This is a genomic window from Chitinophaga sp. H8, from assembly GCF_040567655.1.
GTDB lineage: Bacteria > Bacteroidota > Bacteroidia > Chitinophagales > Chitinophagaceae > Chitinophaga > Chitinophaga defluvii.
Window position 1 is genome coordinate 409,884 of record NZ_JBEXAC010000002.1, and the last position, 16,176, is coordinate 426,059.

The window sequence follows — 16,176 nt, forward strand, 5'->3', positions numbered from 1 at the left end:
ATCAGTACACACTGTATACTGGATTTACATAATACACCGGTTGCAATACATCCATTACTACGGGCGTGTTATCCTTTATACTTTCAGTTTCGTAATGATGCACTACCCAAACCTCACCGGCGTATGCCAGGGATCGCAACTTCACCCATTGCCTTACGATCTCTACCCCTTCTGCCCTGGCACTCCAGGTGTTCTTATATTGCCCTACGGCAGCAATACAAGGCTCTTCTGCTATCAGCTGCATACGGGTTCCTGCTGATACTTTACTTTCTTTTACCGGTATGCCTACCGTCAATACCGCCTTTGCATCCGGCAAATATTCGAGCTTGCTTACCGGATCGCCGGCTGCAATAATATGATGGGCATTCAGGTGTGCTGTTAATTGCTGACGGCATGCACTGAATGTATTCATCAGGTCTGCTACCGGTATGGTATCCGTCATTACCAGCAGCTGACGGGGTGCTACCCGCATCAGTGAAACAGGTATACCAGCCAGTGTATCCGTATGGCTCCATTGATGGATCAGATTCAACACGCTTTCTTTCAGGGCATTTTCATACACTTTTTTGTGGAATAGTGTCTTCACGATAAGATCTGGCCGTACGCCGGGATCCAGGTGCAGCTTCCATATAAAGCGGGTTCCTCCCTCCGGCGTAGGCTTTATATTTACTTCTCCATTCTGTACAGGTTCATTTTCCTGCCACATATTGTATTGGAATAGCGTATTAGGCGCAGTGGTAGCTACATGCACATGAAATTTCCGTGCCGCAGTATCTGTTGATAATCTGGCATACCAGTGATCCCATTCGGGCAGTAATTGCAGTGTTTTATATACCACTAATGGAGACGCATTTACCTGTGCACTGATTTCATAACTACCTTTCAATGGTATCATGATAATAATTACCAGGAGGAGTATAACAGATAATATGCTTATTAGCAGCCATTTCTTCATAAAAGCGGATGATTAGGCATAAAAATGCCTGTATAAATTACGTTTTTTCTGCCGCAGGGAGCACTTTTTTTTCCTATTGGCGCCTGCGCAGCCATTCTGCTGATCATTCCTGATAAAAAAGGCCGTCTGTGGTCATTACTAACCTTTCAGACGGCCCGAAGAAGAATATCTATGGCAGCTTTAATAGCCTTTATTCTGTACCAGTTTGGGATTCAGGTCCAGTTGTTTTCTTGGAATCGGAAATACCCGTTTCTGTACATCTGCATCTGTTTTGATTCCCCATTTGCCTTCCCATTTTCCAAAGCGCACCAGGTCATTCCTGCGCCAGCCTTCCCAAGCCATTTCCCGGCCACGTTCTGCCAGCAGATCATCCCAGGTGAGCGCAACTAATGGAGCTGCCCCCCGTTGGGTACGGATCGCATTGATAGCAGGTAATGCTGTTGCTGGTACATTGGCTTTTCTTGCTTTCGCCTCTGCTTCCATTAGCAACACATCTGCATATCTCAGGAACGCGTAATCGTTATTACCGCTTCCGCCATTGGAGTTTTTATCCGGATAGTATTTGATAGAACGTGCTCCCATACCTTTTCCCTCAAAGCTTCCACCCACATCAAAGGGGTTATTGGGATTAGCCACGTTAAACTTAATTTCAGGTGTTAATACTACCTGCCTGCCATCACTCATAAGTGGTGCACCGGCAGCATCTTTCTGAGGACCTTCCAGCCACATTTTATTACGCTGATCATTAGGATCTGCAAAAGATTTATAAAAATCTTCCAGTGTACAAAAACCATTATAAGGGTTACTGGGTATCAGGAAAGTAGCGCGGGAAGCGTAATGCAGGGTACGCATCTGGAAATCCATACCGGTTGCTTTCTGCGCATCAAAAGGAATAGCAAAGATCACTTCCTTATTGCCAGGCCCATTATCCGGACTGAAAATAATGGTGAAGTTATTCGTGATATCATACTTACCGGAAGTTACTACCTTTTCGCATGCTGCAATCGCATCATCCCACCTGTTGGTGTTGGTATACACGCCTGCATTGAGATATAACTTTGCCAGCATACTCCAGGCGGCCCACTTGGTGGGTAATCCGTAAGTAGCTACCGTTACGTCTTCACTTAAAGAATCTATAGCTGCTTTCAATGCTGTTTCGATAAAAGTAAATACCTCGGCAACAGGTTTGGTTTCAGGCGTAGGATCTTCTGTAGGTAGTTTTGCGGCAATCGGAATATTGCCAAAAGCATCCATCATACAGAAGTAGTAAAATGCACGCATGGTACTTACCTCTGCCATCAGGCGCCCCTTTGCCTTAAATTGGGGCGCTTGTTCCAGGGTGTACAGGATCTGATTACAGGTACTGATACCTCCATACCCCCATTCCCATGCACCATTTATTTCTGCATGATTCTCTGTCCATTCATGCAGATGGAGATCTTTCCACTTGTTACCATCTCCCCAGTCCCCTCCACGGGTTGGCACCACCACCTCATCGGTGGATGCCTCACAGATATTCCAGTAGGCACCAATATATCCTTTAAACGCGGAGAGCGATTGGTAGGCTACTGACTGATAGGTTTGTTCATTGGAAGGAGAAGGAAAAGGTCCTTCAATATAATTTGATTTATCCTTTTCATCCAGATTAGTACAGGCATGCAATCCTCCTGCCAATGCTACTACGCCGAGTATATATTTTATGCTGATATTTTTCATATAGCAGTTGCTTAAAAGTTAACATTTACACCCAATGAAAAAGAACGTGTACTGGGATAGATGGCACTATTCCGTTTATCAGGCGTATCACCCTGTCCCAGGCCAGCTATACCAGGAGATTTACCGCCCAGATCTACTTCAGGATCTACGCCGGTGAACTTAGTGATGGTAAATAAGTTTTGTGCGGTGAAATAGATTCTGGCCGATTTAATGGCTTTAATCTTCTGGTTAAATGTATATCCGATAGTGGCATTCGCCAGGCGAAGGAAAGAACCATCTTCTACATAGTAACTGGAGTACAATGGTGGATCATTTTTCGTGATCCCTTCTTCCAGTGCTTTTTTGGAAACGTTTACTGAGGTAGCCTCACTTAAACGATCCAGGTTAGTAGCGAGTGCATTAAATATCTTATTGCCATATACCCCGCGGAAAAACAGGTTCAAGTCCAGCTGTTTATACTGGAAATTATTATTCCAGCCATAGGTAAAGTCGGGCAATGCATATCCTACTACTTTAAAATCTTCTCTCCTCAGGTCTTTGGCTTTCACTTGTTGTCCGTTGGCATTATTGTATATAGCAATCCCATCTTTATCTTTTCCTGCATACTCATAGGTAAAGAACGTTCCTAAAGGAAGTCCTGGTTTGATAATAGCCACCGGAATATCGGATAATCCTTGTCCGCCGGGATTACCTACATATTCAAACTCCTTCTTCAATTGTTCATTGGAGAGGCTGGTGATCTTGTTTTTATTTGCCGCAAAATTCAGGTTAGCGGTCCAGGTAAAAGGGCGGTCCTTGAGCACATCTATGCCCAACGATACTTCTATTCCTTTATTATTCATAGCACCCACATTGGCAAATAATTCCGGAACAGGGTATGGTGGCACCGGTACATTGTACTTATCCAGCATATCGGTTGTTTTCTTATCATACCATTCTACGGTACCATTGATGCGTCCTTTGATGATGCTGAAATCTATACCGATATTGAATACACTGGTTTTTTCCCATTGCAGGTCTTTATTGGGATTTTGCGTGTATGCATACGTGTTAATCCAGGTGCCATTGACAAATGCCGCTCCCTTCACCCCATATCTGGCCAGCGATTGATAAGGATCTACAGCCTGATAGCCAGATACCCCATATCCTACTCTTAGTTTCAGGTCGTCAAATAATCGTTGCCCCTTCATAAATCCTTCTTCCGAAACACGCCATGCACCTGATATAGCCGGGAAGTTCGCCCATTTATTATTGGCCCCGAAACGGGAAGACCCATCCCGTCTTAAAGTTCCCTGGAGCAGGTATTTATTTTTAAATGCATAATTGAAGCGGCCATAAAAGGAAATCAGCTTTCCATCCTTGAATGGTTTGGAGCCATTCAGATAATTATAGGCACCACTCGGGTTACCATTTAAGATGCCATAATAACCCAGATCATCAGTCAGGAAGTTCATGCTTTGCGCCTGAAAGCCATCATCAATATCATCCTGCTGATAGGAATACCCTGCCAGAAGTTTCAGGTCATGCACCTCTCCAAACGTTTTGCTATAGTTAAAATAGGTTTCCAGTATTTTGGTGGTATTGGCATAGGCAGTACGGCGGGCATACCCATTATTTCCCATACCGAAGGCAGAATTTCTTTCCTGAAAAAGGCCGGAGGTAGTATTATCCTTTTGATAGGAAAGGCTCACATCATAAGTTAACCCTGGCAGCAAATCCAGGCTGGCTCTTCCGTTTGCCAGGAGGATATTCTGTTTTCTTTCATCCACAATCTGGTTGATGAGTGCCAATGGGTTATAATAGTCATACCTGCTCAGGTTCTCTTTATACGTACCATCAGGCTTATATACATTTACAGTAGGCAAAAAGCGTACAGCCTGATAAAAGATAGCATAATCTATATAATGGTTATTGATGATGCTGTTACTCACAGAAAAGCTCAATCTCAGCTTATCATTAAAGGCGCTGTGATCTGCTCTCAACCGGCCTAATATTCTTTCAATACTGGAATTTTTGACGATCCCGTTATTCTTGAAATAGTTAACAGATGCCTGATATTTGGTTTGTTCATTACCACCACCAAAAGAGATGTTATGGTTATGAGATACGCCCAGGCGGGTAATTTCTTTTTGCCAATCTGTATTGGCACCATCATCGTCTGCTACATCCAGCTTTTTCCCTTGACTGTTAAGGTATGCCCTCAATTCATCGCCGGTGGCCACTTTTACCCGTTTGGCAATACTTTCCACAGCTACATAGCCGCTATAGCTGAGTGTAGATTGTCCGGCTTTGCCTCCTTTGGTGGTAACCATGATTACACCATTCGCAGCACGTGTACCATAGATGGCTGTGGAAGCAGCATCTTTCATTACATCAATAGACACAATATCATCTGGCGCCACCAGGTCAATAGAAGCCCCTGGCACCCCGTCAATTACATAAAAGGGTTCTGTATTTCCGGCTAATGTGGAAGGTCCTCTCAGCTGCACATTGGAGCGGCGGTTAGGGTCACCTCCCTGCCGCGTTACCGTCAGCCCTGCTACTTTACCCTGCAGTAACTGCTCAGGGGTTTGCATCACCCCCTTATTAAAATCTTTGGCAGACACACTGCTGATGGCGCCGGTAAGATCTTTTTTCTTTTGCGTGCCGTATCCTACCACCACTACTTCTTCCAGTGCCTTTCCACCTTTTAGTGATGCATTAATCACCGTTTGAGAACCGATAACAATTTCCTGGGAGTCATACCCGATAAAAGAAAAAACAAGTGAAGTGGCGGTAGCTGGTACCGTTAATTTGTAGGTACCGTCAGGTCCGGTAACAGTTCCGCTGGCCGTACCTTTTATCTGAACCGTAACGCCTGGTAAAACATCATTATTACTTCCGTCTGTTACCGTGCCGGTAACAACTTTCCCCTGCGCAAAAGATAGTTGCGCAAAGGAAAGGAAAACAATAAAGCACCAGGCAAAATTGCATAGTATACCTCTATTTTTCATAACGTGGAATTATAAATCAGATATGGATATACAGTGATATCCTAAATATTGTTTGGAATTTATTTAAATGAATAACAAATGTGATTTTGGCGAATCAGATTTTGGTTTAACTATGATTTGGATCGTTTTCTAAGGATGCGTATTTCTTACACAATCTTACTTAAAATTTTGTTAAAAACAAACTATTTCACAATAATTACTCAAATTTTATAAGTCATATGAATAATCATCCCTTTACTGCACTATCGATGCAGCAGGAATAGATATTTAACGTAAAGTGCGAGAGTAAAAGCGGGTAAAATAACTCAAAAGCCTATGCCGAGAAAACGTTTCTTCTGCAATTCATGCTTTTCAAAATTGAATTTATAGAGTTTGGCAGGCCGGTGTGATACCGCTTCCTGTGCTTCATTCAAGTCTTCCAGTACATTAAGCGACAGAAACTTCTTCCTGAAGTTGCGCCTGTCCAGTTTTACATCCAGTATGGCTTCATACAGGTTTTGCAAATCACGGATAGTGAATTTTCCGGGCAGCAGGTTAAAGCCAATAGGTTGCTCTATCAGCTGCCGTTTCAATCTTTCATAGCAGGTATCCAGAATCTGTTTATGATCAAAGGCCATATGCTGTATATCCTTTACCGTATGCCAATGCAATTCGTTGTTATGCTTTTTTAATGCTACATGCTCAATATTTACCAGAGAATAATAGGCTACGGTAATAACCCGCCCGGCAGGATGTCTTTTTAAGGCTCCAAAGGTTTGTATTTGCTCCATGTATACATCTTCCAAACCCGTTCGCTCTCTCAATACCCGGTATGCAGCTTCGTCCAGGTCTTCATCAGGACGCATGATATTCCCCAACAGGGACCAACTGCCTTTATACTCTTTCAGATCTGATTCAATCAGCAGCACTTTCAGTGCTGTATTATCAAAGCCAAATATGACGCAGTCTACTGATACTGCAGTTTGAAAGCAGTCCTTAATTTCATCAAGGTGTGCGTGTATGTTTTTGGTGTGCATAAATGTGTAGACAGTATAGATACGGAATGATGAAAATCTGCTTGCTTATTTCATAACGTGCCGGTTCACTCAATTTTGGGGCACAGGTAAAAGTTAGCACAATTTATACGAAATATAATACCGCAGGATAGATTTATTTTGTGCCAAATGTACGGCACACCCAAGTAAAGTTTAATTTTACCTCATAGTTTTAATTGAGTTATGTATACAAAGGAAATAGAAATAACCTTGTCGCAGCTGGCCAAAGACTTGCTGGGTCATTTGCAAAAACAAACCCTGCTGGAGTCGGCCGAAGCAACCATGGAAGGATTACGCCGGGTAATCCTCTACAACGACTGGCGGTATTATGTGCAGGATGATCCGGTGCTAAGCGATTATGAATACGATCAATTGTTTGCCTGGCTGAAAAAGCTGGAACTGGAAAATCCCCATCTGGTAAGCGCCGACTCGCCTACCCAGCGTGTGGCCCAAGGGCTCACCAAAGAGTTTCCCACCGTACAGCACCTGGTACCCATGCTAAGCCTGGAAAATTCATACAATGCAGATGACCTGGTTGACTGGGACCGCAAAGCCAGGGAGCTTACAGGACTGGAAGAGGTAGAGTACTGTATAGAGCCCAAATTTGATGGCGCCAGCATTTCCCTGATCTACGAAAATGACCGGCTTGTACGTGGTGCTACCCGTGGAGATGGTGTAGCAGGCGAAGATATCACTCCCAATATCCGGCAGATAAGAACAATCCCCCTTACCGCGCGTTTTTCTGACTATGGCATTCACCAGATAGAAATACGTGGTGAAGTACTGATCAATAAAAATACTTTTAAAGCATTCAATGAACAGCGGGCGGCAGAGAACCTGGCCCCGCTTGCCAATCCACGCAATGCGGCTTCGGGCTCATTACGGATGGTAGACCCCAGGGAAGTAGCCAAAAGAGGATTGGAAGCATTTCTCTATCATATGAGCGATCATACCATGGAGGCCGGCAAAACTGAGCCGGAAGAAATCCAGACACATAGCAATACCCTGGAACTGCTTTCCCGCTTAGGCTTCCGCAGCCCTGCCAAAGAAAAGAAAGTCGTGAAAGGCATACAGGCTGTGATAGACTACTGTCATAAGTTTGAGGAAGAACGGGATAGCCTGCCTTATGAAATAGATGGTATGGTAATCAAAGTCAATGACTATACTCTCCAGGATAAAATGGGTATGACTACCCACCATCCCCGTTGGGCCATGGCCTATAAATTCAAAGCGCGTCAGGCTACCAGCAAACTACGTAAGGTAGAATTCCAGGTAGGCCGTACCGGAGCAGTTACACCTGTAGCCAAAATAGATCCGGTACCTATCGGCGGCGTTACAGTAGGTTCTATTTCTTTGTTTAATGAAGACGTTGTAAAAGAAAAGGACCTGAAAATAGGAGATACCGTATTGGTGGAAAGAGCAGGTGATGTGATTCCATATATTGTAAAATCTGTTGCTGATCTGCGGGATGGTACAGAAGAAGATATCGTCTTCCCTACCCATTGCCCGGTTTGTAAAGACGCTTTGTTTAAACCTGAGGGAGAAAGTGTATGGCGTTGTATTAACATCAATTGTGAAGCACAGGTAGTAGAGCGTATGATTCATTTTGTAAGCAAAGATGCAATGGATATACGCAGTTTGGGAGAAAGCAATGTGCGCAAATTTTATACCCTGGGATTAATGCACGATATACCAGGCATCTACCAACTGGATTTTAGCAAGCTCGAACAACTCGAAGGTTTTGGTAAAAAGTCCCTGACCAACCTGCAGGCAGCAATTGACCAATCCCGTGCCCAACCGCTTCACCGGCTTATTTTCGGCCTAGGCATCCGTTATGTAGGAGAAACCACTGCCAAAACACTGGCCAATGCGGTATCCCACCTGCTGGAACTTCGTAACTGGACAGAAGAGCAATTACTTACCCTGGAAGATATAGGTCCTAAAGTGGTAGGAGCTATCCAGCAGTTCTTCAGTAATGAGGATAATATTCATATGCTGGAAAAACTGGAAGAGTTAGGCGTAAGCCTGCAGAACACTAAAGCAACCCATGCTACGGATGGTAACCTTACCGGGCAAACCTTCTTATTTACCGGCACCCTCGCCAAACTGAAACGCAGTGATGCGGAAGAAATGGTGGAACAAAACGGCGGTAAAATACTAAGTGGGGTGAGCAGTAAGCTCAACTACCTGGTGGTAGGAGAAGATGCCGGCAGCAAGCTGGAAAAGGCTAAAAAGATCAACACTATCCGCATCATTACGGAAGACGAGTTTATTAAACTATTGGGTAGTTAAGAGAAGAGAGCTATGAGCTTATAGCTGCGAGCTATGAGCTTTTGCAAAATATGCAGGTGTAGCATTGGCTAACAGACCGTATTAAGATTGACAGATGCAGGCATTCAAATAATATGATGACAGACGAGTACTATATGCAACAGGCGCTGAAAGAAGCGCGCAAAGCTTTTGATGAAGGGGAAGTCCCTGTTGGGGCGGTAATAGCATTGAATGGTGTTATTATTGCCAAAGGGTATAATCAGGTAGAAAAATTAAATGATTGTACTGCACATGCAGAAATGATTGCGCTTACCTCCGCATTCAATTACCTGGGCAGTAAGTATCTGATGGAAGCCACACTATATGTAACACTCGAACCCTGCCTGATGTGTGCCGGTGCTTTATACTGGAGTAAAATAGGCAGGATCGTATATGCCGCAGCAGATGAAAAGAACAGTTACCGGCGGGCTACCGGCAATCAATCACCTTTTCATCCTAAAACTAAACTGGAACTGGGGCCTTGTGGAGAAGAAAGCTTGCAGCTGGTAAAAACCTTTTTCGCAAAAAGAAGATAAACAACGTTTCTATAGACCGGCTAAAAGATGAATAACAACTGATATTTCCTCTTTTAGCCGGTCTGCTCAAATAAGTCTATTTATTACTGGCTACCATGACAGTATCTGGTGTTGACTGATCGGTCAAAGGTACCTTACCCCTGTTTTTGCGCACTATCCGTGAAAATAAAGAGATCTCCTTATCAAACAGGAACCTGAAAAACAATTTGGTCCATGAGGTGTGATACACCAGGGAATCGTAGTACGAATTGGCACTACTTCTGATTTGCGGTAATTTATTCCAGGGCACGGAAGGAAAATCATGGTGTTCATTATGATACCCAACATTAAAAGCCACTGTATTCAGCACCCCATAATAACTATAAGTTTCCTGGGTACCATGTGTCAGATAATGCTCCTGAATCCAGCGGGCACCTAATGGATGCAATCCTACAGAAAAGAAAAAGCTGAGCAACAGGAATACAATTGCTTTGGTACCAAATAACAGGGTAATAGTTACCGCAAAGGCAATCTGAACTGCCCAGTTAAGGGCTATCCATCCGTCAAAGGGTTTAATTTCCTTCAGGCGGGGAATACGGAACACCTGGAAGAAAGGATAAAACAACAGCCAGATCATCTTCCCAATAAAGTAATTATTGATCAGCTTAGCCTCCCAGCGGTTAGGCAGATCGGCATCCAGCTCATGAATCCCCTGGAAGGAATGGTGTTTAATATGGTACCTTTCAAAAGATACAGAGCTGGGAAATATCTGCGGCATATTAGCAAAAATGCCGGCCAGCCTGTTGGCCACCGGATTTTTGAAGATCAGTTTATGCGCACATTCATGAATCATTACAAACAAGGCATGATCGGCAAAAGCGCCTAACAGGTAAGCAGCTCCAACTACTATCCACCAGGATTGATCGGCTACCAGCCAGGCCATTACCACCTGGAAACCTACCAGCCCCAGGATAGCCAGAAACGTAAGCGGGTTCTTACCTATCAGCTTACGGATCTGCGGATGCTGCTTCAGTATTTCTTTTGTTCTGATGCGATGAGGCTCACTTTCCTCGGAATATATAAAGTCAATTCGTTTTTCCATACCTACACAAGATAATTTTTAATTCAACATAAATCAAGCGGTCACTTTTTAGGTTCCATTAGTTTGTTCAGCCCCATCATTTGCTTCATAGTATGGTCCATCCCTTCGGACGAACCATCCAGGAAGATCACATTTCCTTTGGAGTTTTCTGCAAAATGCTTGATCGCTTCCGTCCACATGGAAAAGAGGATCACGGAGGTATCCAGGTTGGCCTGCTGCATTTCCTTGGCTGCCATGGTCATCCCCTTGGCCACCTCTTCCCGGAACAATGCCACCCCCTGGCCTCTCAGCTGTGCGGCCTGCCGCTCAGCCTCTGCTGCTATTTTGATCGCATTACCATCTGCTTCTGCTGCTTTGGTTTTAGTAATCAGCAATGCCTGTCCTTCATTTTCCGCTGCTGCTTTCAGGTTATTAGAAGCCACTACCTGCGCCATAGACCGCATAATCACCTCGTCAAAAGTAATATCATTCATCTGCAGATCCAGCAGATGAAAGCCCCATTCTTCCAGGGTTTTATCTATTTGCTCTTTTACATGTTCTGTAATGTCCTTACGCAGCCCCAGCACTTCAGCCTGCTTTTTCGTGGCTACAAACCCCCGGATAGAACCTTCAATAGTCCGTACCAACGCCTGCATAAAGCTTCTTTCATCCATGAATTTGAAGGCCACATTTTTGATGGTTTCCTCCTGCTGATTCCATACAGCATACAGCAGCATGGCCTTAAAGTACACATTGGCCTGATCAATAGTGATCGCCTGAAACTCCAGCTCTACAGACCGGTTTTGAATAGATACTCTTTTAAAAACCTTTTCAATAACAGGGATTTTAAAATTCAACCCTGGAAATAATATCCGGTTGTATTTGCCGAATATCGTAGTAACAGCAATACTACCCTGCTGCACAGTAACAAAGCTGGACAGGATGACTACCAGTACCAGTATGCCTAAAATGATAAGAAGAATGTTGCCCATAATGACGACAGGATTAAGGTATTATCAGTAAATATAAATCATATTTACATATATGTGTATCCCAGCCTGTAATTAAGGGAATGCATGGAGAAGCAGGTTGCACAACAAGGAAAGCTGCTAATGGTAATTTGAGGAAAAACAATGGACGAAAGTGACCGGCTTACACACAATAAATGAAAGGCAAACAGTTTATGTTATATCATTTGTTTCATTCTGAAGTATAAAAACACATCGTCCAGTTCAATTTGTTTTAGCTGATATACCAGTCTGGTCTTAAGGTCTTCCGTTTCGTCTTTTATTCTTCTGTACTGGTCTTTTAATGTTTCGTAGCGGGCAACTATCTCTGCTGGTGTGGCAGAATCATTCAATTGCAATATGCTAAATGCACTTTCCTCGGTTATCATAGCAATAGGGGTATTTCATTCCAAAAATTGTCAATAGGATATTATCAACAGTCAAATCGTGTCAAACCGCTAAATTAGGCCAGTTTAAAAACAGCACCAATACCCAAGCTTGGGTATTTTTTGGGCGTATACCGCAGTGGGAGGACCTCATTTTAATCCCAATAAAGCAAAAACAACTAATAATCAATAAATTATATATTGGTAAACTTCCAGGCTATCTTACTGGAATCCTATCTTCCGGGCAAGGGCTACCAGTTCTGAGGTATTGCGCACTTTCAGTTTCAGACGGATATTTTTCCGGTGGGTTTCTACTGTATAACGGCTCAGGTTCAAGGTTTGCGCAATCTCCTTATTATTAAGCCCTTTCACAGCCAGGGTCAGTACGTCTTTTTCACGGGGGGTCAGTTTATTCAGCAGATTCTCATTCTGCCTACGAAGGATTTCATTGAGTGCTGCTGCCAGCTGGGCATCTGAGTCAATAGCCAGGGAAAGGTCAAGAAAGGCGCCTATCGCCTCTACCACATCCCCGTGTTCATTATGTGTAAAAGGTACCCCCAGCCCAAAAACCCAGCGCCATCCGGCTTCTCCCCGCTTCCGTACCCGGGTAATGCCGCCAAACATTTGCTTATGGTTTTTGAATGACTGCTGAGCCGCTATGGTGAGTTCAAAATCATCCGGATGCATAATATACCGGAAAAAGTCAGTACCCATCCTATTCATTTCCTCCAGGCTGAACCCGGTTGTTTCTATCATACACTGATTACACCAGCTGATCGTTTTTTCATTATTGTTGGAGGTATACAGCATGGCAGGTACATGATGTAGCAGGCCTTCCAGCCACAGAATACGTTTTTTTAACTGTTCATTTTCTTTCTGCAAAGATGAGAGGGAAAAGTTTTGCCCCATGTCCGAGCCTGTCTGCATACTATAAGTTTTAAACAAACAATAGTGAAAACAACTACAAAGTACACACGAAATTAGTCCGGCCCATAAAGTGTGTTACAACGCCTTCTGTAAATATAAAATAATTATCCATATGTCCAAGCCCGGTCACGTAGAAGTATATCCACATTTTTTGTTAAAAAAGGAAGCCGGTAGCAACGGCTGCACCATTATTCACCGCCTTATTATGCCCCTGTTGGCCACTCCGGGAGCTTATGTTTGATATTTAACAGATTAGGCAGTAAATTTGATGACTATCAGTAAAACGTAATTTTAATAAAACTCATAAAAACGTTAGTTATGGCATTTACACTTCCGAGCTTACCGTATGCAGCAGATGCGCTGGAACCTCATTTCGATAAACAGACAATGGAAATCCATCATGGTAAGCATCATCAGGCTTATGTGGACAACCTGAACAAAGCGATTGCTGGTACTGAGCACGAAAACAAGTCGTTAGAAGAACTGGTAGCCAGTGCAGGCAAAATCAGCCCTGCTGTTAGGAACAACGGTGGCGGCCACTGGAATCACAGCTTTTTCTGGGTAAGCCTTGCGCCAAATGCAGGCGGCGAACCTACCGGCAAACTGGCTGAAGATATCAAAAGCACCTTTGGTTCTTTTGATGCATTCAAGGAAAAATTCAGCCAGGCAGGTATGACGCGCTTTGGTTCTGGCTGGGCATGGTTGCTGGTAAAAGATGGCAAACTGGAAATTTCCTCTACCCCCAACCAGGATAACCCACTGATGGATGTTGCTGAAGTAAAGGGTACTCCTTTATTAGGGGTAGACGTATGGGAACACGCTTACTACCTGAAATACCAAAACCGCCGTGCAGACTACCTGAGTGCTTTCTGGAACCTGGTAGACTGGAGCGCAGTAAGCAAACGCTATGATGCTGCAAAAAAATAATCTGTAAGCCCTGCAGCAATAATTTGCTAATGGTCTTCCCATCTTAAAATGGTCCGCCCCGCGGGCCATTTTTGTTTTCTATCCCCCTGATCCTTCCTCTCTAATAGGATAGCATGGGATAGCATTATTTCTTAATTGCTGTAACTAGTTGTTTCCTAAGCATATGTAGCATACTTATTATTACACGGAACAACACACGTACAATGAAAAAGAAATACACGATTGTCCTATGCGGACTACTTTCGCTGTTAACCGGATTTCAGGTCAGGGCTAATGAGCAAGATGATTTCAACAAACACTTTAAATTAATTCCACAACCACAGAAAGTAGTACTGCTAAAAGGGGAAGGCCTGTCATTTGCCGACCTGCGGTATATGAATGTGCAGGGCGGCACCAGTATTTCCCCGGCATATCATACCACACTCTTCTCCCTTCCCAAAGTACAGGCGGCCGGAAAAGGGGTATTAACATTGATGCTGAGCAATGATGCCAGCCTGCCCGCCTCTCCGGAAGGTTATTCACTGGTAGTGGAGCACAAACAGGTGACTATTAAAGCAAGGGAAAATGCCGGGCTGTTTTATGGTATTCAAACCTTGCTGCAACTACTGGAAGATGCCCGTGATCAACAGGTAAGTATTCCTGCCTGCAGTATTACGGATTATCCGGAAATCGCTTACCGGGCAGTGCATCTGGATCTCAAACACCACCTGGATGCAACCAGATATTACTACGACATGATCGACCGGCTGGCCCGGTTAAAAGTAAATGCGATCGTGGTAGAATTTGAAGACAAGCTGCGTTACCGGAAAGCACCGGTAGTAGGGGCTACTAATGCTATCTCCATAGAAGAATTTGCCGCATTAAGCAAATATGCCGCCGACAGGTACATTGAGGTTACTCCCCTGGTGCAGGGTTTAGGGCATGCTTCTTTTATATTGAAGCATGACGAGTATAAAAAACTGCGGGATGATCCAGCCTCTGACTGGTCTTTCAATCCGCTGGACTCTGCTACCTACAGATTACAGTTTGCCCTCTATGAAGATGCAATGGCAGCTGCTCCCTACAGTAAGTATCTTCATATCGGAGGTGATGAAGTAGGTTCACTGGGCCATTCTGCGGAGGCCAAAAAATCCGGCATGAAACCTTTTGAATTACAAATGCACTGGCTCAACCGGGTAAGTGAATTTGCCCGTGCACACAACCGTATCCCTATCTTCTGGGATGATATGGTTTTCAAGCTTTCTGATCTGTATGAAACTACCTACGATGATACGATGCCGTTAGACAAGGTTGAAAAGGCGTGGAAGGAAAATGAACACCGCCTTAATGAAAACCGCCATCTCTTTCCGGAGAACTGTATTTTCATGCGCTGGAATTATTCCACGTCTACTATTCCAGGCAACCTGAAAGCAATAGACTGGTATAACAATAACCAGCTAAAGTCAATGGCGGCCACAGCGGCACAAACTACCTGGCCTATGATGCCCCGGGAAAAATCTAATTTTAAACCCATCAAGGATTTTTGCCGCGTGGCCGCTGAAAAGAAAATGAGTGGTATTCTCTGTACAGCGTGGGACGACTGTTCCCCCCACCTCGAAACGGTTTGGCGCGGACTATATGATTTTGCTTTATTCAGCTGGAACTATGAAGATATCCCGGTAGAAAAGGCACATGCTATGTATCGTCACCGGTTTTATGCTCCTGCTGCCGCTGATACCGCTTTTGAATTCCAGGATCAGCTGGAAGAAGCATTGAGTTTTTGGGAGTCGGCCCTCATCAACAAAGGGCATAGAAACAATTACCCTGCAAATCCTGACCTCATCTCTCTTCCTGATGCCAATAAACCCGGTGCATGGCGAGAGCTGTACAAGGATAAGCTGGCAAAAGCAAAGAAAGAAATAGCCCGCTATGATACCATTAAAGCACGGCTTACCAAAACTAATATGCTGGCACAACGAAATCAGTTTGCCGTACTGCTGCTAAACCAGATCAATGAATTGCAGATCTATTCTTCCAAATTGCTGGTATTACTGGAAAATTATGACAAGGCTACATCCAAAGCGGAAAAGGAAAAAATGCGACAGCAGCTCCTCACGTATGTTGCCAACTTCCAGGCCCGCCGGGAAAGCTTTGAGGCTGTTTTTTCCCAAACACGTATGCTCAATAATCCCGAAGGATATGTGCTGGATCAGAACCATCACAATCACCTGGCTAATGGCAGTAACACCAGCGACTGGATGTTTGTGTATGAACTGGCGATGAATGACAAGATCAATAAATGGTTAACGGTATTAAACAAGATGGGCGGACTTTAAAAGTCCACCC

Annotated in this window: 12 protein-coding genes; 4 read left to right on the forward strand and 8 right to left on the reverse strand. The window is 44.0% G+C overall.

All coding sequences use genetic code 11. From position 1 onward, the window contains the following. Nucleotide 1 precedes the first annotated feature (1 nt). The 4 genes from ABR189_RS15435 to ABR189_RS15450 all read right to left on the reverse strand — a co-directional run bounded on the left by ABR189_RS15435 (nucleotide 2) and on the right by ABR189_RS15450 (nucleotide 6,680). A complete protein-coding gene (locus ABR189_RS15435) occupies nucleotides 2–955 on the reverse strand; it encodes an SRPBCC family protein (protein ID WP_354661415.1) in 954 nt (317 codons plus the stop codon). Nucleotides 956–1,135: 180 nt separating this feature from the next. Beyond that, nucleotides 1,136–2,671 carry a RagB/SusD family nutrient uptake outer membrane protein gene (locus ABR189_RS15440; RefSeq protein ID WP_354661416.1) on the reverse strand — a complete coding sequence of 512 codons (1,536 nt, stop codon included), beginning with the start codon at nucleotides 2,669–2,671 and terminating at the stop codon, nucleotides 1,136–1,138. Nucleotides 2,672–2,682: 11 nt separating this feature from the next. Then, on the reverse strand, nucleotides 2,683–5,664 hold the full coding sequence (locus ABR189_RS15445; protein WP_354661417.1) for a SusC/RagA family TonB-linked outer membrane protein: 2,982 nt from the start codon (nucleotides 5,662–5,664) through the stop codon (nucleotides 2,683–2,685). A gap of 305 nt (nucleotides 5,665–5,969) precedes the next feature. Beyond that, nucleotides 5,970–6,680, reverse strand: coding sequence for an NUDIX hydrolase (locus tag ABR189_RS15450; RefSeq protein WP_354661418.1), 711 nt, complete (start codon nucleotides 6,678–6,680; stop codon nucleotides 5,970–5,972). 201 nt (nucleotides 6,681–6,881) lie between these two features. Between ABR189_RS15450 and ligA the strand changes: the two genes are divergently transcribed. Continuing rightward, nucleotides 6,882–8,990 (forward strand): NAD-dependent DNA ligase LigA, encoded by a 2,109-nt coding sequence (ligA, locus tag ABR189_RS15455; RefSeq protein ID WP_354661419.1) that lies wholly within the window; start codon nucleotides 6,882–6,884, stop codon nucleotides 8,988–8,990. 113 nt (nucleotides 8,991–9,103) lie between these two features. Then, nucleotides 9,104–9,544 carry a nucleoside deaminase gene (locus ABR189_RS15460; protein ID WP_354661420.1) on the forward strand — a complete coding sequence of 147 codons (441 nt, stop codon included), beginning with the start codon at nucleotides 9,104–9,106 and terminating at the stop codon, nucleotides 9,542–9,544. 76 nt (nucleotides 9,545–9,620) lie between these two features. Here the strand turns inward: ABR189_RS15460 and ABR189_RS15465 are convergent, their stop codons facing one another. The 4 genes from ABR189_RS15465 to ABR189_RS15480 all read right to left on the reverse strand — a co-directional run bounded on the left by ABR189_RS15465 (nucleotide 9,621) and on the right by ABR189_RS15480 (nucleotide 12,924). After that, on the reverse strand, nucleotides 9,621–10,625 hold the full coding sequence (locus ABR189_RS15465; RefSeq protein WP_354661421.1) for a fatty acid desaturase: 1,005 nt from the start codon (nucleotides 10,623–10,625) through the stop codon (nucleotides 9,621–9,623). Between the two features lie 41 nt (nucleotides 10,626–10,666). Further along, on the reverse strand, nucleotides 10,667–11,596 hold the full coding sequence (locus tag ABR189_RS15470; protein ID WP_354661422.1) for an SPFH domain-containing protein: 930 nt from the start codon (nucleotides 11,594–11,596) through the stop codon (nucleotides 10,667–10,669). A 194-nt stretch (nucleotides 11,597–11,790) separates the two neighbouring features. Next, nucleotides 11,791–12,000 carry a hypothetical protein gene (locus ABR189_RS15475; protein ID WP_354661423.1) on the reverse strand — a complete coding sequence of 70 codons (210 nt, stop codon included), beginning with the start codon at nucleotides 11,998–12,000 and terminating at the stop codon, nucleotides 11,791–11,793. Between the two features lie 219 nt (nucleotides 12,001–12,219). Further along, nucleotides 12,220–12,924, reverse strand: a complete 705-nt coding sequence (locus ABR189_RS15480; protein WP_354661424.1) for a LuxR C-terminal-related transcriptional regulator — start codon at nucleotides 12,922–12,924, stop codon at nucleotides 12,220–12,222. A gap of 318 nt (nucleotides 12,925–13,242) precedes the next feature. On the opposite strand from ABR189_RS15480, the gene ABR189_RS15485 reads away from it, so the two are divergent. Together ABR189_RS15485 and ABR189_RS15490 are read left to right on the forward strand one after the other, a co-directional pair. Then, a complete protein-coding gene (locus tag ABR189_RS15485; RefSeq protein WP_354661425.1) occupies nucleotides 13,243–13,851 on the forward strand; it encodes a superoxide dismutase in 609 nt (202 codons plus the stop codon). A 203-nt stretch (nucleotides 13,852–14,054) separates the two neighbouring features. After that, complete coding sequence (locus tag ABR189_RS15490; protein ID WP_354661426.1) at nucleotides 14,055–16,166, forward strand: beta-N-acetylhexosaminidase; 2,112 nt, start codon at nucleotides 14,055–14,057, stop codon at nucleotides 16,164–16,166. Nucleotides 16,167–16,176 lie beyond the last annotated feature (10 nt).